Source organism: Sporomusa sp. (genome assembly GCF_035561155.1).
In the GTDB taxonomy this organism is placed as follows: Bacteria; Bacillota; Negativicutes; order Sporomusales; family Sporomusaceae; genus Sporomusa.
In genome coordinates, this window is record NZ_DATMYD010000138.1 from 1 (window position 1) to 23225 (window position 23225).

Annotated in this window: 26 protein-coding genes; 22 read left to right on the plus strand and 4 right to left on the minus strand. The window is 47.3% G+C overall.

All coding sequences use genetic code 11. The annotated features are described in order from the left end of the window. The coding region (locus tag VN447_RS18110) for a TaqI-like C-terminal specificity domain-containing protein (protein ID WP_325526887.1) at positions 1 to 939 on the plus strand (939 nt) is incomplete at its 5' end. 50 nt (positions 940 to 989) lie between these two features. Here the strand turns inward: VN447_RS18110 and VN447_RS18115 are convergent. Further along, complete coding sequence (locus tag VN447_RS18115) at positions 990 to 1157, minus strand: hypothetical protein (protein ID WP_325526889.1); 168 nt, start codon at positions 1155 to 1157, stop codon at positions 990 to 992. A gap of 254 nt (positions 1158 to 1411) precedes the next feature. On the opposite strand from VN447_RS18115, the gene VN447_RS18120 reads away from it, so the two are divergent. Further along, positions 1412 to 2167: a CAP domain-containing protein gene (locus tag VN447_RS18120; protein WP_325526892.1), complete on the plus strand. Its 756-nt coding sequence runs from the start codon at positions 1412 to 1414 to the stop codon at positions 2165 to 2167. Between the two features lie 67 nt (positions 2168 to 2234). Here the strand turns inward: VN447_RS18120 and VN447_RS18125 are convergent, their stop codons facing one another. After that, a complete protein-coding gene (locus tag VN447_RS18125) occupies positions 2235 to 2534 on the minus strand; it encodes a hypothetical protein (RefSeq protein ID WP_325526894.1) in 300 nt (99 codons plus the stop codon). Positions 2535 to 2852: 318 nt separating this feature from the next. Between VN447_RS18125 and VN447_RS18130 the strand changes: the two genes are divergently transcribed. From VN447_RS18130 to VN447_RS18140, 3 genes are all read left to right on the plus strand, one after another. Beyond that, positions 2853 to 3518: a DUF3794 domain-containing protein gene (locus tag VN447_RS18130; protein WP_325526896.1), complete on the plus strand. Its 666-nt coding sequence runs from the start codon at positions 2853 to 2855 to the stop codon at positions 3516 to 3518. Between the two features lie 36 nt (positions 3519 to 3554). Next, complete coding sequence (locus tag VN447_RS18135) at positions 3555 to 4514, plus strand: SPOCS domain-containing protein (protein ID WP_325526898.1); 960 nt, start codon at positions 3555 to 3557, stop codon at positions 4512 to 4514. A gap of 107 nt (positions 4515 to 4621) precedes the next feature. Further along, positions 4622 to 5425, plus strand: a complete 804-nt coding sequence (locus tag VN447_RS18140) for a HipA family kinase (RefSeq protein WP_325526900.1) — start codon at positions 4622 to 4624, stop codon at positions 5423 to 5425. On the opposite strand, the gene VN447_RS18145 is transcribed toward VN447_RS18140, so the two are convergent. Further along, positions 5387 to 5872, minus strand: coding sequence for a L,D-transpeptidase (locus VN447_RS18145; RefSeq protein WP_325526902.1), 486 nt, complete (start codon positions 5870 to 5872; stop codon positions 5387 to 5389). The genes VN447_RS18140 and VN447_RS18145 overlap by 39 nt on opposite strands. A gap of 143 nt (positions 5873 to 6015) precedes the next feature. Here VN447_RS18145 and VN447_RS18150 point away from each other — a divergent pair, with 143 nt between their 5' ends. From VN447_RS18150 to VN447_RS18230, 17 genes are all read left to right on the plus strand, one after another. After that, on the plus strand, positions 6016 to 6852 hold the full coding sequence (locus VN447_RS18150; protein WP_325526904.1) for a cyanophycinase: 837 nt from the start codon (positions 6016 to 6018) through the stop codon (positions 6850 to 6852). Between the two features lie 18 nt (positions 6853 to 6870). Further along, on the plus strand, positions 6871 to 9537 hold the full coding sequence (gene cphA / locus VN447_RS18155) for a cyanophycin synthetase (protein ID WP_325526906.1): 2667 nt from the start codon (positions 6871 to 6873) through the stop codon (positions 9535 to 9537). 93 nt (positions 9538 to 9630) lie between these two features. After that, entirely contained in the window at positions 9631 to 10107 is a 477-nt protein-coding gene (locus tag VN447_RS18160; protein ID WP_325526908.1) for a chemotaxis protein CheW, read from the plus strand. 11 nt (positions 10108 to 10118) lie between these two features. Next, the gene (gene ispE, locus VN447_RS18165; RefSeq protein ID WP_325526910.1) at positions 10119 to 10979 is read left to right on the plus strand and encodes a 4-(cytidine 5'-diphospho)-2-C-methyl-D-erythritol kinase; all 861 of its coding nucleotides are present in this window, start codon (positions 10119 to 10121) and stop codon (positions 10977 to 10979) included. A gap of 2 nt (positions 10980 to 10981) precedes the next feature. Continuing rightward, on the plus strand, positions 10982 to 11665 hold the full coding sequence (locus VN447_RS18170) for a GntR family transcriptional regulator (RefSeq protein ID WP_325526912.1): 684 nt from the start codon (positions 10982 to 10984) through the stop codon (positions 11663 to 11665). A 24-nt stretch (positions 11666 to 11689) separates the two neighbouring features. Beyond that, a complete protein-coding gene (locus tag VN447_RS18175; RefSeq protein ID WP_325526914.1) occupies positions 11690 to 12463 on the plus strand; it encodes a nucleotidyltransferase family protein in 774 nt (257 codons plus the stop codon). 241 nt (positions 12464 to 12704) lie between these two features. Then, positions 12705 to 13523 (plus strand): pur operon repressor, encoded by an 819-nt coding sequence (gene purR / locus VN447_RS18180; RefSeq protein ID WP_325526916.1) that lies wholly within the window; start codon positions 12705 to 12707, stop codon positions 13521 to 13523. An 88-nt stretch (positions 13524 to 13611) separates the two neighbouring features. Further along, positions 13612 to 14832 carry a threonine ammonia-lyase gene (gene ilvA, locus VN447_RS18185; protein WP_325526918.1) on the plus strand — a complete coding sequence of 407 codons (1221 nt, stop codon included), beginning with the start codon at positions 13612 to 13614 and terminating at the stop codon, positions 14830 to 14832. Between the two features lie 137 nt (positions 14833 to 14969). Continuing rightward, entirely contained in the window at positions 14970 to 16337 is a 1368-nt protein-coding gene (gene glmU / locus VN447_RS18190) for a bifunctional UDP-N-acetylglucosamine diphosphorylase/glucosamine-1-phosphate N-acetyltransferase GlmU (RefSeq protein ID WP_325526920.1), read from the plus strand. Between the two features lie 7 nt (positions 16338 to 16344). Next, on the plus strand, positions 16345 to 17292 hold the full coding sequence (locus VN447_RS18195) for a ribose-phosphate pyrophosphokinase (RefSeq protein ID WP_325526922.1): 948 nt from the start codon (positions 16345 to 16347) through the stop codon (positions 17290 to 17292). A 143-nt stretch (positions 17293 to 17435) separates the two neighbouring features. Continuing rightward, positions 17436 to 18092 carry an N-acetyltransferase gene (locus tag VN447_RS18200; RefSeq protein ID WP_325526924.1) on the plus strand — a complete coding sequence of 219 codons (657 nt, stop codon included), beginning with the start codon at positions 17436 to 17438 and terminating at the stop codon, positions 18090 to 18092. After that, positions 18085 to 18903: a polysaccharide deacetylase family protein gene (locus VN447_RS18205; RefSeq protein ID WP_325526926.1), complete on the plus strand. Its 819-nt coding sequence runs from the start codon at positions 18085 to 18087 to the stop codon at positions 18901 to 18903. The genes VN447_RS18200 and VN447_RS18205 overlap by 8 nt, the downstream gene beginning before the upstream one ends. Position 18904: 1 nt before the next feature. Then, a complete protein-coding gene (pth, locus tag VN447_RS18210; RefSeq protein ID WP_325526928.1) occupies positions 18905 to 19465 on the plus strand; it encodes an aminoacyl-tRNA hydrolase in 561 nt (186 codons plus the stop codon). Positions 19466 to 19470: 5 nt separating this feature from the next. Continuing rightward, positions 19471 to 20694 carry a radical SAM protein gene (locus tag VN447_RS18215; RefSeq protein WP_325526963.1) on the plus strand — a complete coding sequence of 408 codons (1224 nt, stop codon included), beginning with the start codon at positions 19471 to 19473 and terminating at the stop codon, positions 20692 to 20694. Positions 20695 to 20997: 303 nt separating this feature from the next. Continuing rightward, positions 20998 to 21132: a hypothetical protein gene (locus VN447_RS18220; RefSeq protein WP_325526930.1), complete on the plus strand. Its 135-nt coding sequence runs from the start codon at positions 20998 to 21000 to the stop codon at positions 21130 to 21132. A gap of 297 nt (positions 21133 to 21429) precedes the next feature. Then, positions 21430 to 22089 carry a hypothetical protein gene (locus VN447_RS18225; RefSeq protein WP_325526932.1) on the plus strand — a complete coding sequence of 220 codons (660 nt, stop codon included), beginning with the start codon at positions 21430 to 21432 and terminating at the stop codon, positions 22087 to 22089. A gap of 5 nt (positions 22090 to 22094) precedes the next feature. Further along, positions 22095 to 22445, plus strand: coding sequence for a hypothetical protein (locus tag VN447_RS18230; protein WP_325526934.1), 351 nt, complete (start codon positions 22095 to 22097; stop codon positions 22443 to 22445). A 30-nt stretch (positions 22446 to 22475) separates the two neighbouring features. On the opposite strand, the gene VN447_RS18235 is transcribed toward VN447_RS18230, so the two are convergent. Then, a complete protein-coding gene (locus VN447_RS18235) occupies positions 22476 to 23069 on the minus strand; it encodes a ferritin-like domain-containing protein (protein ID WP_325526936.1) in 594 nt (197 codons plus the stop codon). Between the last annotated feature and the right edge of the window lie 156 nt (positions 23070 to 23225).

The following is a 23225-nucleotide window of genomic DNA, read 5'->3' on the forward strand; positions in this document are numbered from 1 at the left end:
GTAAATAGTAATGTGTTTGCCGGTGTTTTAGTGGGGATTCCGGCCATTACTATCCTGAGGAAGGGTAACCAAGATAACCCACAAACAGCTGTAACGGTCAGTCGACTGGACGGCAGCGGGGTGACGCTGGACACTTATCAATATGAACAGGAATATTTTGCGCGGCAGGTTTATAAAAGGTTTCGTTTGCTTTTTCATGAAGGAGATAAGGCGCTCATTGACAAAATTGAGCAAGTGCCCTACATATTCAAAGATGTAACCAAGATCCGGACAGGTATGCGCTCGCTTACCGTCCAGGCTGAGATTAAAAGCAAAGTTAAGCATGGTGTTACCTGGCAGAAGGGGGTAACCTCTTCAGGCCAGATACTGCCGTTTTACCTTGACTATCAAGGCGATTGGCTTGATGTTAACCCGGCAAAGCTAAATAAAGGTGGCTGGGATGCGGCCATCATCGCTGGCCCGAAAATTTTTTTGCGCCAGACTGGTGACAGTTTAATTGCCACTATTGACAGGTCCGGATTATATCATTTGAATAATATACATTCATTGGTGGTATTACGGGACGAAGTTAGTCTGGAATATTTGATATGTATTCTTAATTCTAAGCTAATGAACTATTACTACCATACTGTAACCTTAGAAAAGGGTCGGCCGATGGCACAAGTGGATATTGAAACTGTGGAAAAACTGCCATTAATCCTAGAGCACCACTGTACCGATAGGTTAGCTTTTCTGGGGGCAAGGCTGTCCAAGCTGGCCGGCACTGTCTTCTTTAGAGGGCTGGAACAGCACGTTGGTTCTATGGCTGTCAACGAATTTACAGCACTGCATAATGAAATGGATACACTTGTGTACAAAATGTACGGTCTATCAGAAAGTGAGATTAACTATATCGAGCAGGCTGGAACTGTAAATATAAATAAATTCTGTAAAGCGTGATAAACAAAAAGAGGACGTCACACAGACGTCCTCTTTGCCATGAAATAGACTTATTGTTTTAGACGGGCTTTAATATCTCTGGTGGGCGGTAAAACACTGCTTGCCTTTTTGTCAGTCATGTTATCGGCATCTTTGCCGCCATAGGGTCCCTGTTGTGCCTGGGATTCACCAAAAGGTCCATGTTTTGACTTTAGATTATTGTCATAAATGTTACCCATCGTTAAATCACCTCCTGCTGATAGTGTTTCCCAAACAGAGCGTTTCGCGCTTGGCAATTTCAGTCTTAACAGTCATATGTTGCAAGGATGCATTGCATGCAGAAATTGCTAGCTGTCTGTGAACAGGATTTTAGGCAACATGGTCGAATCTTTACATAACATCAGACTGTATTGTCAGTTTGTTAACTAAACGCCAATCCTTATGTTTCTATATTTAAAAAAACAAAATTGAAAGGCAGGTTGATTAACAATCAATGATGATTAAAAAATGGCTGACTAAAATGGTTTTTGGTTTTGTAATAATGTCTCTGGTTACTACTTCGTTTGGCGGAGCATGGGCAACAGCAGCGTATGCGGCTCCAGCTGAAGAACAGTCTCTCCAGGATGGCGATAATAATGCGGTCATTGGCACCGTAGTGGCCCTTGGCTTATTAGCAATTCTAGCTGGTGGCAAAAAAGGCGGTAGTGGTGCAGCGACGCCCAAGAGTACAGATACATCTACAACTCCTGTAACGCCTTCAACTACAACTCCTTCAACTACAACTCCTGTAACGCCTGCAACTAAAACCCCTGCAACACCTTCGACTACAACCCCAAGCACTTCGAATTCCGGCTCGACATCAGGACTTACCGCTGACGAAGCCAAAGCGTTCCAACTGTTAAACGCTGACCGTGCAGCAAATGGTTTACCGGCACTCAAAGCCAACATGAGTCTGGTGCGTTTAGCAGAAAACTATGGGCAAGACATGATTAATCGTAAGTTCTTCTCGCACTACAACCCGGAGGGGCAATCGCCGTTTGACCGTATGAAGCAAGCCGGTATCAGCTATCGTTATGCTGGTGAAAACCTGGCTATCAATAGCAATGTAACGACTGCCGAGAATGCCTTCATGAACAGTTCCGGTCACCGCGCCAATATTTTAAACTCTAACTACACTGAAGTAGGTGTTGGCGTTCGGTATGATTCTGCCGGTTCAGCCTATGTTGTCCAAGAGTTTATTTCCAAATAGTATATGGCTAACAAGTAAAACCCGCGCTTTAAAATAAAGCGCGGGTTTTTGTTTTTACATAGAAAGACTACATGCACTTAGGGCAGCCGCCGCGGTGCTCGTGATAATCGAACTCATGGCCGCAGCATGGGCATATTTTGTATAGACGATAGGTACAGATTCTGTATAATTTGTAGTAGCATTTGTACGTTTTTACACACTCTTTAGTCGGCTGGCACTTCATTTTGGGGGGACAGCAAGACATATCCGTGTCTTGACATTCATCCATCATTTCATACTTATCGCACTTATCATACTTATCGGTACAGCCGTTTTTTGAATAATCGTCATCACATTTCCAGTAGGGATATTTTTTATAAGCCCTCATTAAATATAGCCTCCTTATATTTTGATAGTTAGTTATTCTGCCCGCAAGCGAGAACAACATCCTGCTATATACTATGAGGAATACCGGAAGAATGTTATGTTGATTTATGCATAACATTTATTTTTTTTCGCTACAAATAGCAAAGGTGCAGCTTGTCTGTCAGGCATGTTTTGCCAGAGTTGATCATAGTTATAGTTTAGGATGTGCCTGCAAACATAGCTTTAACGGTTGCTGTCCTTTGCCATTTTTTAGTTTTTTGTCACATAAAAATTAGAGCAGGCATATATATAACTAGAATATACAAAGGGGGGAATCTGCATGAACGATAGAGCTAATAAGAGCTGCACCCTTGGTGCAGAAGCGGGTCCACAAACTATAATCGTACGCCAAATAATAGGAGAAAAGGAAAAACAAAAAGCTCTGGATATTCACGTGGTTGTTCCGGAGAGGAAACCGTCTATTGAACAAATTGTTGATGTATTTGTAAAAGAAGTAGAGGTAAACAGCGTTGACGTTATTACTGATAAAGTCATAGTTCGGGGCGAGTTCGAAATAAAAGCGATTTATGTAGCGGCCCTGCCTGATCAGCCTGTTCACGCCGTAGAAATCAAGCATTATAAATGGACTCTTGATATTGATGTTCCAGGCGCCCGTAGAGGGATGGATGCTGATGCCAGTGTCGTTGTTGAGTTTGTTGATTATGACGTTGATGATCACTATCGCGCGTACAAATACAAGAATTTTGAGCCTGTCTGCGACGACGAAGACGACGATAATGATAACGACAATGACAATGATTGTGACGACCATGACCATGACCACGACCACGACCACGATTGTGAAGATCATGGACACCATCACCACCACCACCGCAATTGCCGGGAATTTGATGTATCGGTAATTCTTAAAGTAACAGCCAAAGTCATGACCGACCGGGAGGTAACAATCGGAACTGCAGCTTTGCCAACAAAACCAAAAGGTTAGGATCGATTAAGTATCACCAGAAAGGGGGGGGAATAAATGGACGACAACACAAGAGTCGTTTCAGCCTCGACGGATACCTTAAACACGAATACAAAAAAGGTTTCCGGAGTGACAACTGTTGAAAGCTCTGAACTGGAGTGCGGTTGCCCTGAGCCGGGCCCGGAAACGATAGAGGTTGAGCAGGTACTAGGTGCCGAGATGGCACAGCGGGTTGTTGAACTTGATATGATTGTGCCTGCACAAAAACCAGATATTGAACAAGTGCTTGATGTATATGTGAAAGAATTGGAAATTACCAAAATCGATGTTATTAGGGATAAGGTTATTGTTCGCGGCGAGTTAGAGGTAAAGGTAATGTATGTGGCCGACCTGCCTAACCAGCCTGTGCATGCTTTTGAGAAGCAACACATCCGTTGGACGCGTGATATTGTAGTGGATGGTGCTGAACCTGATATGAAGGCGACATCCGATGTCGTGGTTGAGTTTGTTGACTATGATTTCCACTGCCATCATGATCGGCGTAAAGTGCATGTTACTATTGTACTTAAGGTCTGGGCCCGGGTGGTCACTACCACAGAGATGGATGTATATGCCTTAAGCCCTATCGATGAGGTCGGTGTGATTACAGGTACGACGTCCACCGACAAAGTCAGTGCCAGCCAATTTGACAATGAGACCGTAACAGCCTCCGAGACTGGCGGGGGTGACATTGAGGCTTTTGGCGAGCAGAATGTCATTGTCACTGGCCCGGTTACACCTACTGCCGGGACGCCGACCACTGTCAGCGGCACGGTAACGGTAACTGGTAATACAGTGAACGTTAGAACCGGGCCGGGCACCAACTTCCCGGTAGTAACTAAGCTTAATAAAGGTGCTACGTTAACCGTAAAAGAGCAGGCTTTCGGCTGGTACAAAGTTGTGCTTTCTGATGGCACTACGACTGGCTGGATTGCCAGCTGGCTGGTAAATGGCGCTCCTGTTAATCCGAAAGGCTAATCATAACGACCCAGGGATGACAAAAATCCCTGGGTATTGTTTTAATGGAAAATCCCGGAAGCTTTAGCTGCCGGGATTTTGGGGATGATGGGGGAGGAGTTGGCTAAATGTTTCGGGCAATAGAATATATAGGCCCAGTAGGGTTGGGGGCGACGTCACCCCAACTATTCCGGGCCGAAAACTGCCAAGGTGAGAGTAAGGTGTGTGTTGTTAAACTATCAGCTAACCGCCTTGGTCCTAAGGTTCTCGTAAATGAATTGCTGGCTGTCCGGTTTGGGCAATGGCTTAATCTCTGTTTTCCGCCAGGGGGCCCTATAGAGATTTCCCCCGAAGTCCTCGGCAGAAGCAGGCGGCTGACTGCTGCGGGTGTGCTGCCGGGCTGGCACTTTGGTTGTGAGTATTTAAAAGGGGCCGGGTATGTAACTAAATATAATGTGCACCGGGCGGTAAATAAAGAACAGATGGCCGGAGTCATGCTGTTCGACCACTTGTTTCACAATCCTGACCGTACAAAGAACCGCAAAAATCTGCTTATTCGAAGAGAAAAGGATGGTTATAAGCTGTATGCGATTGATAATTCTCATCTATTCCGCCGTGGGAAATGGACGATTGAGAGGCTTAAAGAGTTGACTGATAATATAACACTAAATCACCGGCGGTCTTACGGGGTTCTTTTAAAATACTACCTTAAACCGACGCATTTTTTTAAGTATGTTCAGGCGGTTAAAAATATTCAGGACGCCGAGTTTTCGGAGTTTATAGACACTATTCCCGAAGAGTGGTTGCCAGATACAGGTGAACGCCAGGCATTACTGGAATTTCTCGCCGCCCGGCGCGGCAAGGTCGAATGGGTAATGCGCCAATTAACTGATTTAATCCCTAATATAAATAGGAGTACCAACATTCACTAATGCAAACAGCTCTTCAGCATGGGCATTATGCATTCGAATACAGCCATTTGACACCATCTGGCCGATCAACCAGGGGGCATTTGTGCCATGAACGCCATACGCGTCAAAGTTGAGACCCATCCAACGCGTACCCAGAACGCCGCCTGGGTTCATAATTTTGGTGGCAATTGCATAATTGCCAAGCGGTGTGGGCGTTACCGGCTTGCCGATAGCGACAGGATACTGCCGCGTAGGGCTATTGCCGTCAAACAAGGTTAGCTGGCGTTGGGACCTGACGATCAGAATGTTTGCTCTAGGTAGTGCAGTGCTTACTCTGTCGATACGAGGAACCGGCGTTACCTCGCTAACCTCGGCAGGCTGATTTTGGCAGTAGCTAATGTAGCGTTCATCTTCTGCTAGTTTAATGGTTTTTAGCGATTCCGGGAGATATATCATTCTGACATTCATCGTTGGTTTAACCTCCGTTTTCCAATTTCTCTGCTTCATTATATTCAGTCACGGCGCATTTGGTTAGCACAGCTGATAGTATAAAGAGCAGTCATTTCTGGTAAAAATAGGAGTAAAGGCTAAAACAGGAGATATTTTAACTGATGAGCGACAAAACGGCAGACAACAAACGCAGAACACCTGGCAGCCTGCTTATTATCGGTGGTCATGAAGACAAAACAGGCGAACGTGTTATTTTGCGTAAATTCGTGGACATGACCGGCGGCCGGGACAGCCGTATCATAATTATTGCAACAGCTACGGATGAGCCGCGCGTTGTTGGCAGGGAATACAAAGAATTATTTACTTCAATGGGCGCGGCTATAGTAAACATCATGGCAATTGCTAATAGGGATACGGCAAATCAAACCCAGCAGGCCGAAGTAATAAAGAATGCCACTGGCATATTTTTCACCGGCGGCGATCAACTGCGCTTAACAAGTATTTTAGGAGGCTCAGCAGTTGACGCCGCCATTCGTGCTGCCTTCATGCAGGGCGCCGTTATAGCTGGGACAAGCGCTGGCGCAGCCGTCATGAGCGAGACGATGATTGTAGGCGGCAACTCAAATGATACACCGAAAAAGTCTTCACTAAGTATGGCTCATGGTATGGGCTTTTTGAGTGAGGCAGTCGTGGATCAGCACTTTGCTCAGCGGGGGCGAATTAATCGCTTACTGTCCTCGGTAGCGCAAAATCCACATGTGATGGGCATTGGGATTGACGAAGATACGGCGCTCATCGTGAGGCCTGACCGGGTCTGCGAAGTAGTGGGATCACAAACGGTGACAATTATTGACGGCAAAAATATTGTTTACTCAAATATATCAGAGTCCAATCAGAATCAGCCCTTGGCTATATCCAATGTGTTGCTGCACATTTTGCCAGCAGGCTATGGCTTCGATTTAAACCTACGGTTGCCCATTCAACTTGATACAAACTAAGTTCGGAGGGGATTTGTTATGCAATTATTATATTCACGCTTTATTGGTGGCCCCAATATGTATAGCTATCGGCCTGTCATCAAGGCATTACTTGATATTGGTGCCTATGAAGACATTGCCAGTAATGCTATTGCCGGTTTTGTGGCCCGCTTACTGGCCTTACTGCCAGGACTAAAGCAGCATTCGTGCTCACGTGGATATCCCGGAGGCTTTGCCGAACGATTGCAGGAAGGAACCTATTTAGCACATATTTTTGAGCATGTAGCGCTAGAACTTCAAACGCTTGCGGGTAAAGAATATATGTCAGCCTTTGGCAAGACGCGGGGTGCAGGACAGCAGGGCGTCTATCATGTTGTTATTGGCTGTAAATCAGGTCCGGTCGGGCTGGCAGCCGCCGAAGGCGCATACCAGCTGCTTGCGGCAGTGCTTGGTAAACAAAACTTTAATGTGCCAGAACTGGTGGCTCAGCTAAAAAGAGTTGGAGAAAACGCCAAACTTGGACCAAGCACTGAGGCTATTTACGAAGCGGCGCGGCGGCGTGGGATTCCTATATTACGCCCTGATTATGATGCTAATTTTCTCATCATGGGCTATGGCCACAGGCAACAGCGGGTGTGGGCCACTGTTACAGGCCGGACAAGCTCGGTGGCTGTTGATTTAGCTGGCGACAAGTATCTCACTAATAAACTGTTGCGTCAAAATGCCATACCTGTGCCATGCGGGTATGTTGTGTCAAACATAGCAGAAGCCCTGGATGCTTTTGCCGCCATTGGCAGGCCGGTTGTTATCAAACCTGCCGGCGGCAATCATGGCAAAGGTGTTACTCTCAATATTTTGAGTGAAGATGAGATTGAACAGGCCTTTATGCTTGCAACCCAGTATGATGAACGTGTACTGGTAGAAGAGTATATAACAGGCCGCCAATACAGGTTGTGCCTTGTTGACGGCAAATTGATCGCAGGTGCTGAAAGGATACCTGCCCATGTAATTGGGGATGGTATCCATACAATAGCCGGACTTGCTGATATCGTGAACCTGGACCCCGCGCGCGGTACAGGCCATAGCCGCGCTTTAACCCGGTTGGAACTGGACGACGCTGCTATAACTACGTTATCCAGACAAAGCCTGACGACTGCGTCGATACCTAAGGCTGGGCAGCTTGTCCTTATTCGTGATAACGCTAATCTGAGCGCCGGTGCTACCGCCACAGATGTAACCGCCTGTATCCATCCTGATACTGTACGGTTGGTTGAACGGGCTGTCCGGCTTATTGATCTGGATGTTGCCGGGGTAGATCTTGTAATTACTGATATCTCACAGCCAATGACTCTCAAGAATGGCGCTATTATTGAAATAAATGCTGCTCCTGGTCTGAGAATGCACCTGTATCCGAGTGCCGGGAAGCCGCATGATGTTGGTGCGGCTATTGTCAACTATTTGTTTCCTGCTGGCACAGACGGCCGGATACCTATCATTGCGGTCACTGGTACAAATGGCAAAACAACAGTCACTAGACTGATTTCCCATATCTTTCGGCTAGCCGGCCATAAAACGGGAATGACTACGTCTGACGGTATTTATGTTGACCAAGAGTGCATTGCCCATGGTGATACCACCGGGCCAGTCAGCGCTGCCATGGTATTGGCTGATCCTACTGTCGAGGTTGCTGTTCTTGAAGTGGCGCGGGGGGGCATTATTCGTAGTGGACTTGGTTATGATTTTGCCGATGTTGGCATCATCACTAATATTACCGAAGACCACATCGGTCAGGACGGTATTGAAGATCTCGATGATTTAGCTTATATAAAATCATTGGTTATCGAAACCGTACGGCCGGATGGCGCAGTACTCCTCAATGCAGACGACCTGCGGATCGTAACACTTAAATCACGGGTTAAAGCGGAAATTATGTACTTTAGCACAAAAGCTGATAATATTGTTGTCCGTCGCCACTTGGGTGAAGGCGGTAAAGCCTGTTTTGTCAAAAACGACATCATTTATCTGGCCAGCGGTCAAAAAGAACAGCCTGTCATCCATATAGCGGATATCCCGCTGACGCTGCAAGGTTATGCCGGGCACAATATTCAGAATGCTGTTATTGCCACTGCCGCTTGCTGGTGCCAAGGCCTCTATCCTGCGGCTATTCGTAAAGGCCTGGTCAGCTTTTGTGAAAACCCCGGACGGCTTATGCTGATGAATGTTGGCAACTTCCAGGTTTGCGTCGACTACGCTCACAATCCGGCTGGCTGTCAGGCACTAGTAAGTACGCTCCGCCGCCTTAATCCCAAGCGCCTCATTGGCGTCATTGCTGCACCAGGTGACCGGCGTGATGACGTGATCCTGCGTTTTGGCAGTGAAGCCGGTCAGGGGTTTGACGTTATTTATATCAAGGAAGACCATGACTTACGCGGCCGTCAGCCTGGTGAGACAGCAGCGCTACTTGCACGGGGTGCACTGGAAGCCGGTTTTAATCCTGAACATCTCACAACAATTCTTGATGAGCGTGAGGCTGTGGCAGCCGCTCTGGCTCACGCAGAAAGCGGCGATTTAATTGCTGTATTTTATGAACAGTATGGGATCGTTCTAGATACCATAACGAGTTTTTATAAAACTGATGCTGCTAGTTATAGTCACAAATCGGAATATCAGGAACTGGTAGTGGCAGGGGTACGTGCAGAAGGATAATAAAAAAATCTAGAATGGAAAATTGGCAGTTGCAGGCAAATACATGAGCAGGTAGAATATAATACTGTAAGATGTATGTGGAGGTGTTCCAGGATGGATACAAGTAGTCTAACTGCCGATCAGGAACTGCAACTGGTGGCTTTCCGGTTAGCTAGAGAAGAATACGGATTACCTATTACTAAAGTTCAAGAGATAAATCGCCTGGTTCCCATAACAAAGCTGCCGCAGACGCCAGCATTTATGGAAGGCATTATAAACTTGCGCGGACGGATCATTCCGGTGGTAGACCTTAGGAAGCGCTTTCAGCTTGAAGTCTCCGACTATAATGATGACAGCCGGATTATCATTGTGGATGTTGAGGGTCAGACTGTGGGCGTTATTGTTGATGCCGTCACCGAAGTGGTCAGACTGGCGGCAGTAAGCGTGGAACCGCCGCCCCCGACATTTATTCTTGATGCCAAGTATATTCAAGGTGTGGGTAAACTTGATGACCGTTTGCTCATCTTGCTTGAGATCGATCAGATCTTGACTTCGCAAGAGACAATAGCTTTAAAGCAACTAACCGCGTAGGGTATTTGAATATGCTGATACTTAAAGCCTATGCTAAAATCAATCTTGCGCTTGATGTGCTCAATAAACGCTCTGACGGCTACCATGAGGTGGCTATGATTATGCAGGCCGTTAGTCTTGCGGATACAGTAACTTTAACTAGCCAGCCAGCAGGAATTGATCTTAGTGTCAATATTCCCGGTTTGCCTGCAGACACCAATAACCTGGCTTATCGTGCCGCCGCCCTGCTCAAGGAATATTCGAAAACAGAGCAGGGAGTAATGATTCATTTGGAGAAACAGATCCCGTTGGCAGCAGGTTTGGCTGGTGGCAGCGCTGATGCTGCCGCTGTACTCAAGGGGCTTAATCAGCTATGGGAGCTTAACCTTAGCTTGGACGAGCTTAGTAAGTTGGCGGCCAAATTGGGTTCAGATGTACCGTTTTGTTTATATAACGGCACGATGTTAGCCACTGGACGGGGAGAGCTAGTAGCGCCATTGCCGCCGCTGCCTGCCTGTTATGTAATATTGGCTAAACCGGCTGTCGAAGTACCAACAGCCTGGGTATACGGCCAGTTTAAGGCTGATGAAGTTAGCAGTCGGCCGGATATTGCGGCGATGCGCGAGTGTCTTGCGCAGGGGGATCTGGCTGGTGTTGCCGGCCGTTTGGAAAACGTGCTTGAAAACGTCACAATTCCGGTTTATCCCGAAATTGCTAAAATAAAAGAATATATGCTGAAGTACGGGGCCATGGCGGCGCTAATGTCAGGAAGCGGACCAACAGTGTTCGGTCTTTCAGACTGTCGTGGTCAGGCTGAGAGGATCGCCGATCAGCTAAAGGCTCAGGGTGTGCCGGAAGTCTTTGTGGCAAAAACAGTATCAAAGGTGGAGTGATTGTGGAGAGGCGATTAGTACCTATTAAATTAGACAGCTATAAACCACTTAGAGAAGTAGTAGCTGAAACGCTAAGAGAAGCGATCGTGAATGGTATTTTAAAACCAGGTGAGCGGCTAATGGAGATTCAACTGGCTGAAGAGCTAGGTGTTAGCCGGACACCGGTGCGTGAGGCCATTCGAAAGCTTGAGCTGGAAGGCTTTGTTGTCATGATTCCCCGCCGGGGAACCTATGTGGCCGATCTGTCAATAAAAGACATTAACGAGGTCTTTGAAATCCGGACTGCCCTTGATGTTTTGGCTGCCGGGCTTGCGGTGGAGCGTATTACCGAAGATGAACTTGAGCAGCTCGAACGGCTGCTGGTTGAGATTGGCGAATTAATCGAACAGGACGATGCCGATAAGCTTGTTGAATCTGACAGCCAATTTCATGACATTTTGTACAGAGCCAGCCGCAATGACCGTTTAGTGGGCATTATCAATAATCTTAGAGAACAATTTACCCGTTTCCGGTCAATCTCGATCCAATACCCGGGCCGGATGCAAAAATCTGTGGAAGAACACCGGCGACTAGTTGAAGCCATTGCCAGCCGCGACACCGATTTGGCTCAGCAACTTGCCCGCGAACATATGGAGAACTCGGAACAGACACTACTGCAGGATTTGAACGAACGCCGTCAGGCTTAACATCTCGAAGGAGTGTACTACATAATGTATGATGCCATAATCCTTGCTGGTGGCGAAAATAGTGAACACCTAAACCGCTATACATCCCAGCCCTATGAGGCTATGATTGATATTGCTGGCAAACCAATGGTTGAACTTGTGGCCGGAGCTCTTGCTGCCAGTTCACAGGTATCCCGCATTTTTATTGCCGGTCCGGTTCAGGAACTGGCCAAATGCGCCCTTCCCGAAAAGGCAGTCATTGTGGCAGGCGGCCAGACCATCATCGAAACCATCAGCTTAGGGATGAAGGCATTAGGACATGAAAACCCGACCTTGGTGGTAACTGTTGATATTCCGCTCATAACGCCGGCGGCTGTTGAGGATTTTTTGTCACAGTGTGCCGGCGTAAATGCCGAGTTATATTATCCTATCGTTACCCGCAGCGATCATGAACGCCGGTTTCCTGGCAATAAGCGCACATATGTGCGCTTGAAAGAGGGGACTTTTACCGGCGGCAACATTTTTCTGGTAAACCCCAAAATCGTGGCACAGTGTATGAAAGTGGCTGAACGCATTATTGCCAACCGTAAGAATCCTTTTAAATTATGCTGCCTGTTAGGCTGGACCTTTGTAGTGCAGTTTATTTTGGGCACACTCAAACTAAGGCAAGTAGAAAAACGGGTGAGTGATATTCTCGGGATCAAGGGCGCCGTTATCCAGTCACAGTATGCGGAACTTGGCATTGATGTGGATAAACCAAGTGATTTGGAATTAGTACGAAGATGTTTGAAACAAAAGTCTCTGAAAGAACGCGGATAAACCGCGTTCTTTCTTATATGGAAACAATTAAAGAAGCCCTCCTTCCAGAAATTGACGTTGTTTCCGCATTGGCGCCGTTCCTATATTTTTACCTAAATCCTGGCTGGAGATTTTAATGCGGAATATATAATACAATTTTTTTACAACCGGGCAGGAATTGCTGAATCTGTAGAGAATGTGAATAAAAAAATATATTTAGGAGAAAATATTCGGTATTTCCCTGATTGTGGAGGAAGTAAGCATGGATAAAGTACGGAAAATGGAACGGGTATCTGCATTGACTAAGCTTATGGCAGAAAGACCCCGCCATTTATTCTCGCTTAGTCAGTTCAGCGAGCTGTTTGGTGCCGCCAAATCAACTATATGCGAAGATATTACTACCATAAAAGAAACAATGGTGCATTTTGGGCTGGGGACCATTGAGACAGTCGCCGGAGCAGCCGGTGGCATCCGGTTTATTCCCGCTGTATCGGCAAAAGAAACTGACAGGCTTTTAAATGAGTTGGCCCAGCGGCTGGCTGAACCTGACCGCATTATTCCCGGCGGTTTTTTATATATGTCGGACTTACTATTTACACCCCACTTAATGGTCAAAGTGGGCGAGATATTTATGGAACGTTTGGCCCATTTATCGCCTGATTATATCATGACAGTTGAGACTAAGGGCATTCCGCTTGCATTTATGACAGCACGTGCCTTTGACTTGCCGCTGATTACTGTGCGGCGCGGCAGTAAAGTAACCGAAGGCTCGGCCGTTAGCATTAACTATGTAACAGGCTCTTACAAACGTATTCAAACGATGTCGTTGCCGAAACGAGCCCTGCCGGCAGGCGCTAAAGTACTCATTATCGACGATTTCATGAAAGCTGGCGGTACGGCGCGCGGGATGGTTGATTTGGCGCAGGAAGTAGGGGCTAAGGTGTGTGGTATCGGCGTACTTGTGGCAACAGCTGAACCTGAGCCAAAATTAGTAGAAGACTATCTGGCGCTGCTTATTTTACATGATGTACATGAACATACTAAAGTAACAGATATCAGGCCGGTGCTTACATCTGTCTGATGTACGCTTGTGGTTGCTTGCATAGTTCTCATCGCGGCTTAGCATCTGGAATTTTTTTCGACAGAATCCTTAAAAGGGGGAAGACGGAGTGTCTGATACTACGACCAGTGTAACACTGGCTGACATTGAGAAAGCCAGGGAGGCATTAGACGGCGTTATTCATCATACTACTCTTGATAAAAGTAACACTTTTAGTACGCTGACAGGCAGTGAGATTTATTTAAAATTGGAAAACTTGCAAAAAACCGGGTCATTTAAAATCCGGGGCGCTTATAATAAGATTAAAAGCTTAACCCCGGAAGAAAAAAACCATGGGGTTATTGCCGCATCTGCAGGGAATCATGCCCAAGGTGTGGCTTATGGCGCTAGTGCCGCGGGAATTAAAGCTACAATAGTCATGCCAGAGATTGCTCCCTTGGCTAAAATCACGGCTACACGGGGGTATGGCGCTGAGGTTGTTCTGGCCGGAGGAGTCTATGATGAGGCGTATAGTAAAGCCCTTGAACTTCAGGCTGAAACCGGGCAGACTTTTATTCATGCCTTCAACGACACGGCAGTCATTGCCGGGCAGGGGACAATCGGCCTGGAAATATTACAGGATTTAGAAGATGTGGATGCCATTGTTGCGCCCATTGGCGGCGGCGGCATGATTGCCGGTATTGCCGTGGCTGTCAAAGAGTTAGCTCCTCATGTTAAGGTGTATGGTGTACAGGCGCAAGGTGCGCCGGCCATGTATATGTCCAAGAAAGCGCATGCAATTAAGACAACAAGGGATGCGGAAACCTTTGCTGATGGCATTGCAGTTAAGATTCCGGGTGATATGACTTTTGCCCTTGTTGATAAATATGTAGACGATATTGTTGTCATAGATGATGAGGCCATTGCAAGCACCATCCTGATGCTGTTGGAACGGGCCAAACTGATGGTCGAAGGTGCCGGAGCTACTAGCCTTGCAGCCATCCTGCATGATAAAATTCCGGCTAAAGGCAAGATTGTCAGCGTAATCTCCGGCGGCAATGTTGATGTTAACTTTATATCACGGATTATCGAACGCGGTCTGGTTAAAGCCGGCAGGCGCGTGCGCCTCCAGACTGTTGTCGTAGATCGGCCGGGCAGTTTGCAGCGGCTTTTAGCCATCATCGCCCGGCTACAGGCCAATGTTCTCTACGTTTCCCATGACAGGGTTGAGCGGCATGTACCGCTGGGGCAGGCTGTTGTCGAGATTGGGCTGGAGACTAGAGATGTTCTTCATACAGAACATATTATGGCTTCACTTCGCCATGAACAGTACAAGGTCGAGATTATCTAGGTGTTTCCTTAAGGTACCAAATTGCTTAATTTGCATATCTTAGAGGAAATTGCGTATTTATGTCGAAGGGATAAGAGTTGCTTCAAATTGACCGAGCCTGAAAGTGCTTAACAGCAGTCGGGAATGGAGGTATATAGATGTCAAATTTGATGGCCATCATCCTTGCAGCTGGCAAAGGCACCCGCATGAAGTCGGCCTTGCCTAAGGTGCTGCACCAGGTAGGTGGTAAATCCATGGTTCAGCAAGTGCTTGATGCAGCCAAGTTTGCCGGAGCAGCCAAGAACGTTGTGATTATTGGTTTCGGTGCGCAAAGCGTAGCTGATGCGCTGGCAGGACAGGCTGAATTTGCCGTTCAAACCGAACAGCTGGGGACAGGGCATGCTGTGATGCAGGCCCGACAAGAGCTGGCAGATTTTGACGGCACAGTAATGGTGTTATGCGGCGACACACCACTTCTGACCGGGGACCTTTTAAAAACGATGTACAGTGAGCATTGTAGCGCGCAAGCGGCGGCTACTGTTCTTACAGCAATTATGCCTGACCCATCAGGGTATGGACGGGTCATCCGTAATCCAGCCGGACAGGTTGTAAAAATTGTTGAACACAAAGACGCGGACCCGGCGGAATTAGCAGTAAGCGAGATCAATACAGGGATCTATTGCTTTGAAGCCAAGGAGCTTTTGCAGGCGCTCGAGGGTTTGACCTGCAATAATGCTCAGGGCGAGTACTATCTGACTGACGTCATCGCGATTTTAAACAGCCAAAATCATAAAGTATGGGCGGTAACTGCTGCTGATTACCATGAAACGCTAGGAATAAATTCCCGGGCGCAGCTGGCTGAAGCTGAGAGTCTAATCCGGCAGCGGAAGCTGGAAACGCTCATGGACAACGGCGTTACTATCATGGATCCGGGCAGTACTTTTATTGATGCCCAGGTTGAGATCGGTCCTGATACCATTATTTACCCCTTTACCTGGATTGAGGGCTGTAGTAAAATCGGCTCCAACTCATCTATCGGTCCTAACAGCCGCATTGCGAACACGATTATCGGCAACGGTGCAACGATTCATTTTACATACGCCCATGACTGTACGATTGGCGAAGATGTAACTGTTGGGCCCTATGTTCATTTGAGACCGAAAACTGACATCAAAAACGGAGTTAAAATTGGCAACTTTGTTGAAGTGAAAAATACAGTTGTCGGCGAGAAGAGTAAAATACCACATCTTAGTTACATCGGCGACACCGATATGGGTGCAGGTGTAAATATTGGTTCAGGAACTATTACGGTTAATTATGATGGTAAAAATAAGCATCGTACCACCATCGAAGATGAGGCTTTTATCGGCTGCAACACCAATCTGGTGGCGCCGGTTACTGTTGGCCGCGGCTCTTATATAGCTGCCGGTTCGACGATTACCAAAAACGTTCCCCCTGGTTCTCTCGGAGTAGCACGCGCCCGTCAAAACAATCTTGAGGGCTGGGCGGAAAAACAGCGGAGGTAAGAGAAAATTGGAAGATACGAAACGGTTACGAATATTTAGCGGAAACGCCAATCCGGCGTTAGCCCAGGAAATTGCAGCTTATCTTGGTTTGACAGTAGGCGATGCCTTTGTCGGCAGGTTTAATAACGGCGAAATTCAGGTTATGATTGACGAAAGCGTACGCGGAACCGATGTATTTATCGTTCAACCGACAAGCTTTCCGGTCAATGACAATATGATGGAAATGTTAATCATGATTGACGCAGTAAAACGTGCTTCGGCCAGAAATATTACTGCAGTCATTCCTTACTACGCCTACGCCCGCCAAGATAGAAAAACCCGCGGTCGTGAGCCTATTTCAGCTAAACTAATGGCCAATCTCCTGACGGTAGCCGGTGCTACCCGTGTAGTTACCATGGATCTCCACGCTGGTCAGATTCAGGGTTTCTTTGACATTCCTGTGGATAACCTGCCAGGTGTACCTACTTTGGCTGAATATATCATGTCCTTGCAACTTGAAGACCTTGTTGTCGTATCCCCAGACCTAGGTGGCGTGTCAAGAGCACGGCAGTTTGCTGATCGGATGCACGCTCCGATTGCTATTATTGAAAAACGTCGACCGGCCCCGGGCGTAGCCGAGGTGATGAACCTAATCGGCAACGTAGAGGGAAAAACAGCTGTCATTGTAGATGATATTGTCGACACAGCAGGTTCGCTGACTGAGGGTGCTAACGCCCTGGCCAGAATGGGTGCCAAAGCCGTTTACGCCTGCTGTACTCACGCCGTGTTAAGCGACCCGGCGGTAGAACGGATTCAAAAGTCGAATATCACTGAACTTATTGTTACTAATACTATCCCCATGTCAGAAGCAAAACGCTCTCCCAAGATTAAGGTATTGTCGGTTGCTCCGCTTCTGGGTGAGGCTATCATCCGGATTTTCGGCGAACTGTCTGTCAGCAAATTATTTGACGATTAATACTATTGATAAACTTTGTCTAGCTTCGTTGCCAGACTTACTATACTCGTTTCTGAAGAGTTTTAGTTTAGGGAATAAGGATATAACGGAGGTCACTTAAAATAGGGCGCGAATACTCGCGCCCTATTTGTAAGTAAACTGCTATGGACAATTATACTATCACCCGGGCGCAACCGGCTGACATTGCCGGAATTGCCCGCCTGTTTACTGAAAGCTTTATTGACAGTGTGCTGCATCATTGTGGCGGACGTCTGCCCAAACCTCAGGCTATGGAAGATGTGTTCAGCCTGGTCTATACGGCAGAGCCTGAGGCTGCGCTGATTGCCAAAGAGAGCGCCGGACAACTTATTGGCTATTGTTTTGCCCCTGTACGGCTAAACCGCCTCTGGTTTAAGGCTGTTGCCGGCGGGCACCTTATCAAATGGGCCTGGCGTTGGCTAACAGGTCAGTATGGGTTTGGCCTTCATCCTGTCAAAATCATTCTTTTAAACAAGCTTGCTTTTCTTCGTTCTGCTGCTTCTCCGGGGAAAGTGGCTAATGCCCGTATCTTGTCGATTGCTGTTGCGCCATCTGCGCGCGGGATGGGTGTGGCGAGCGCACTGATGGTTGAAGCACACCGTTATTTCCGGGAGAACCAAGTAACGAGGGTGCGTCTGGAAGTACGGCCGGATAACCGGCCAGCTATCCGGGTTTATGAAAAACTTGGCTATTATCCTGGCGGGACTACCTATGATTCGCAAGGTCCCTGGCTTATAATGTTCAAGGAAATCTCTGAAACGGGGTTAAAAACCGATGTTTGACACCAAAGTCCGGCTTATCAGCATGCTGGGACTATTAACGATAGTAGTCATTTTCAGTTTGGTACTTGACTATTTACGGGTACTGCGACGCCCAGTCAGGCTTGGATTGGGGGTAGCCGTTCTCGGTATCACTGCAGGGTTTATTCTCACTCTTAATGCAGTATTGCCCGAGAACCACTTTTATGGACCTGTGTTTTCTGAAGTACAGACAAGTCAAAAGCTTGTGGCGCTGACTTTTGATGATGGACCATATCCGCCGTATACTGAGCAGATTCTTGATATTTTGAAAGAACGCCAGATACCGGCTACCTTCTTTGTTATTGGTCAAAATGCTGCTAAATATCCTGACTTGATCCGGCGCACTGTCGCCGAAGGGCATCAGTTGGGCAACCACACCTACAACCATGTCGATCTGCTAAAATTCGACCGTCAGGGTATTGTGGAGGAGATTGACAAAACCAACAAGGTGATTGCCGGTATTGTGGGGTATGCGCCGCATGTCATGCGGCCGCCGCATGGTTTTCGTGACGCTGTTGTAATGGATATTATGGCTGAGTATCAGCTAACGGTTGTTGAGTGGTCGGTTGCCAGCCGCGACTGGGTAAATCCCGGCGCAGGAGTAATAGCCGACAGGACTCTGAGCAAAGTCAAGAACGGCTCAGTCATACTATTGCATGATGGTGACGGCATAGCCGGTACGGCGCCGCGCGCCCAATCGGTCGAAGCAACCCGGCTGATTATTGACAAACTGTTGGCTCAAGGCTATAAATTTGTCACTGTTGATGAAATTCTTAAGATCGCGGAGGATTAGTGTGAAAATTGTTGTCGGACTGGGAAATCCAGGGCAGGAATATAGCGCCACCCGCCACAACATCGGCTTTATGGCTGTAGACAAACTAGCCGAGAAGTGGGCGATAACCACGTGGCGTGAACGGTATAACGCGCTGGTGGCTGAATACCGGGGTGAGGAAACGGTGCTCTTAGTCAAGCCGCAGACATATATGAATTTAAGCGGCAGAGCAATAGCGCCGCTGGCCGCTTTCTATAAGGTGCAATATGGAGATATTACTGTTATTTATGATGACCTTGATTTACCTGCGGGCCGACTGCGCCTCAGGCTCAAAGGCGGCTCAGGCGGCCATCGTGGCATTGAGTCGATGCTGTGCGAATTAGGTAAAGATGACTTTGCCCGGGTGCGGATTGGCATCGGCCGGCCGCCACAGGGCTGGGAAACGGCCAACTACGTACTAGGCCGGTTTACAACCGAGGAAGCGCCAGCCATTAGCCAGGCAATAGATCAAGCCGCTGGTGCAGTAGAATGTATCTTGCAAGAGGGTTTTACTAAGGCTATGAATAAATTTAATAAAGGGTAATAATGATGATTACAGCTCTTTTCGCGGATAAAAACGGTGAAATATTCGATGCGCCCGGCTATCAGGCTGCTGCTCGTCTGGGAACAGAATATCTTGCCTTGAAACCTGATGAAATGATTCGGCTGCCTGAAGGCGCTGAACTTATGTTTTTGCCGGGGCGGGATGCAGTTTATATGGACGGTGGCATTCTTAAACGAATGAAAGGCCGCCAGGCAGTGGCCGCTATGCTGCCGGTAGGCTATACCCGTACCCTGCTGCCTGCTTATGAGCGGCAGCAGGATGCGCCACAACTGCCACTTTTCGGGTATACTGCCGCTGCGCTTTACAATGATGAAATCTATGTGGCTGCTGTAAAAACGGCAGACAATGCTAAGTGGCATCCGTACCGGTATAATACCCCTGACTTGAAAAAACGGGTTGCACGGGTAAGACGGGACTTGCCTAATAACCGTCTAGTAGAGCACTTAGCCAATTGCTCGCTTGTGTGGCACTGCTGTACGGCGCAAAACCTGTTTTACCGGCGCTGGGAAGCCGGTATTCCTGTCTCGCCGGCTTGCAACGCTAACTGTCTGGGGTGTATTTCACTACAGCCTGCTGAGTGCTGCCCGGCTCCCCAAAGCCGTATTTCTTTCTCGCCGACACCGGCAGAAATAGCCACTGTCGGCTTATATCATCTGACGAATGCGCCTGAGCCAATCATTAGCTTTGGTCAAGGCTGTGAAGGTGAGCCATCGCTAGCCGCCGAGGCTATTGCCGCAGGAATTAAAAGCATTCGAAGTACAACAGCTCGAGGGCAGATCAATATAAATACCAATGCCGGGTTTACCCAAGGCATCAAAACCATTGTTGATGCCGGCCTGGACAGTATGCGGGTCAGTATAATCAGTGCCTTGCCAGCAACCTATCAAGCCTACTACCAGGCCGGGTATAGCCTGGATCATGTGAGACAGTCTATTGCTTATGCCAAAAGGCACGGTGTATATGTATCACTCAACATGCTGCTATTTCCCGGGCTCAACGATCGCCCGGAAGAGCAAGCTGCCTGGCTTGAATTCCTGGGTGACACCGGAGTAGATATGATTCAGCTTAGGAACCTTAACTTCGATCCGGACGCTTTTCTAGCGGCAATGCCTTTAGGTGGTCAACCTGGCGGTGTACGTAATTTCCTTAGAAAAATTACTCGATCATTCCCGGATATCAAGCTGGGGAGTTTCACGGAAAAAATTTAGCTAACTGATGTTCGACCAACTTGCTGCCAGTGTCAATGCTGCTGAAAGCCCAAGTCTATATACAGGCAAAATATAAACATACAAGAACGCTTTGTGCAGTACACAGGGCGTTTTTGTATGTTTATTGTCATTTTGGGCATGCTACTCTAGTGGCGCTTTAGGTCAAACTTTATAAGAAAAAAACGCTAAATCAATAGGCTATATATCTTGACAGAAAACATGTGTAGTTGTATGATGTATACAATATGATATGAACAGGGAATTATGTGTAAATGTGTAAATAAAAGAAAGGGGCGGTTGACTGTGTCCGAAAAATTACAGGGAGTTCTTGATACCAAGCCAGGTAAGGAAATCCTACATCCGGGAGAATTTAGCGAACTGGGAAGCCTTGATCCCAATGTAGACCAAAACTTATTGCGCTTGTCCGGCACTGTGTAACCAAACACCGGAATTTCAGTAATATCTGGAATTCCGGTGTTTTTTTGCAGGATTTACCGGAACAGGTAAAGAATTATGGGGATATCCGGTTACTGCATTTCAAAAAATAATCTTGCAGATATAAAGAAAACACGGCTTGCGCCGAGCTTTGGCGAAAGCGGAAGCCGATGTTGCCCTTATCCAGGAGAAAGTTATACTTTCTATCAGGATAGAACATCGACTTGGCTGAACTGTTTGCGAAACGCAAGTCGATGTTGGTCTTATACCTGAAGGTAAAAATTTGCAGGGGGCGGAATTTTGAAAACCGGCAATTATATCAAATATTGTTTTGGCAGCAACTATTGCCATGTTGATGCTGTGCACGCTGCTTCACCAAAGGCCGACCGGTTTACTGATGAGATCGTGGCCGGAATTATAGAAAAGGCGGGCTGTGCCGGGATTATTGGCACTGTTTCCCGGACTATTGCTGATCTTAACCGTCCGCCCGGGCAAGGCAATGATGAAGCTGTATGGGAATACCGGGACGTTATAAGCCAGTTTTTATATAATGCAGGACTGCTGGCGCCAGGCAGTCGGAACTTGGCAAGGCCATACCTGCATATTGGCATTCATGGCATGAAAGACCAGCCTCATGGACCGCTTAGTATTGAAGTGGGGACAATTCATGGAAAGACGTGCTCGTTTAGAGTGAAGAAATGGTTTGGCGAAACGCTGAAAGCCAGAGTCAGGGAGGTTTCCCCAGACATTAAGGTTATTTTTGATAAGCATTGGGTGGGAAATCAGTCACTGGCTTCACACCGTTGGGGTGAGGGGCGGCGTTATCCCGGTTATGGCAAGAACTATAACGCTTTTCAGGTGGAAATTGCCCGGACGCTTAGGGAGCACCACCGGCAGGCGATGATTGATATCTTTACTGCTGTTGTGGCAGATTTTAGTTTTATGTTTTCCAGGAGGTAATTATTTTGGCAAAAATTAAAAAAAATCTTAGTGATAGTGAGATGCTGAAAGGGTGGCATGAACAGCCGACTTTTGAGACAGATGTTAATGATGAGCAGCCTGTCCAGTCAGTGATTAAAGTGGCAAAGAAAGAGCCGGCAGAGGATATAAATAGTGCTTTTTTTACACCAGAACTCAAAGAGGCTGTGGGGAAAGCGCTATTGGAACTTAAGCTCAATCTGTATAAAGAAGGAATTGTCGATTACCAGGTAAAGGTCTCTTGTCAAGGTCATCAAGTGTTACTTACAGCGGTACCGCCAAAAGCTAAATCGCCCAGTAACCAGCCTGTACACCAGGGCGGCAGGAGTAAAGGATAGGTTGATCGGGCCTATCCTTTTTATTACCGTCTAAACGTTTTCCGGCAGCAATGGCTCATTGGTAAGCTCAAACAGCGCCGCAGTAAATGCAGCAATATGTTCTTTTTCTGCATTCATTAAATTACAAAATAGGATCTGTACTTCCGTGTTTTCGGCAGCAAGCATATAACGTTGATATTTATTGGTAGCGTGGAGTTCGTCGCTAAGGGCTCTGGTTAGCAGGTTAACAGTCGGCATCTCTTTACGGTCTGGCAAGGTTACTTGAGCATCGTTCGCTTCAGCTTCTTTGGCGGCCTTTGATTTGGACTTAAACAGCGGGCGACTCATTACTAACTGATCAAGACCTGCTTCGCTAAGTAGCGCAGCCTGTACCGGGTCTAGCCGGGATATCTCCCGCATAATTTCTACAAAGTGCCTCATTTCATCTGCGGCAACATCGAGAAATAACCGGGGCGTACAAGAGTTTCTGGCAGCGTTAAGATAAAAAGCAATTGCTATACGCTCGTCAGCGGCCGCATCTCTTAGGAGTAGTAAATCCGGATCGCTGGGGCATGATTCAGGGCATGCGCTATCAGCTTCAGCTAAAACCTTAGGCTTATTTTTACGGGCACGGAACAAAGCCATACATCCACCTCCGGTAATTTTATCCGATGACCAAGCTGCTCAAAGACTCCCAGCTTCTACAAGTGGGAGTTAAGCACTGAGTCTTTTGGATAAGGTGGACTAAACTTCAGATGGGTTAAAAACCTACCTGAAGCTAAGTCTATCTTTTATATTGTA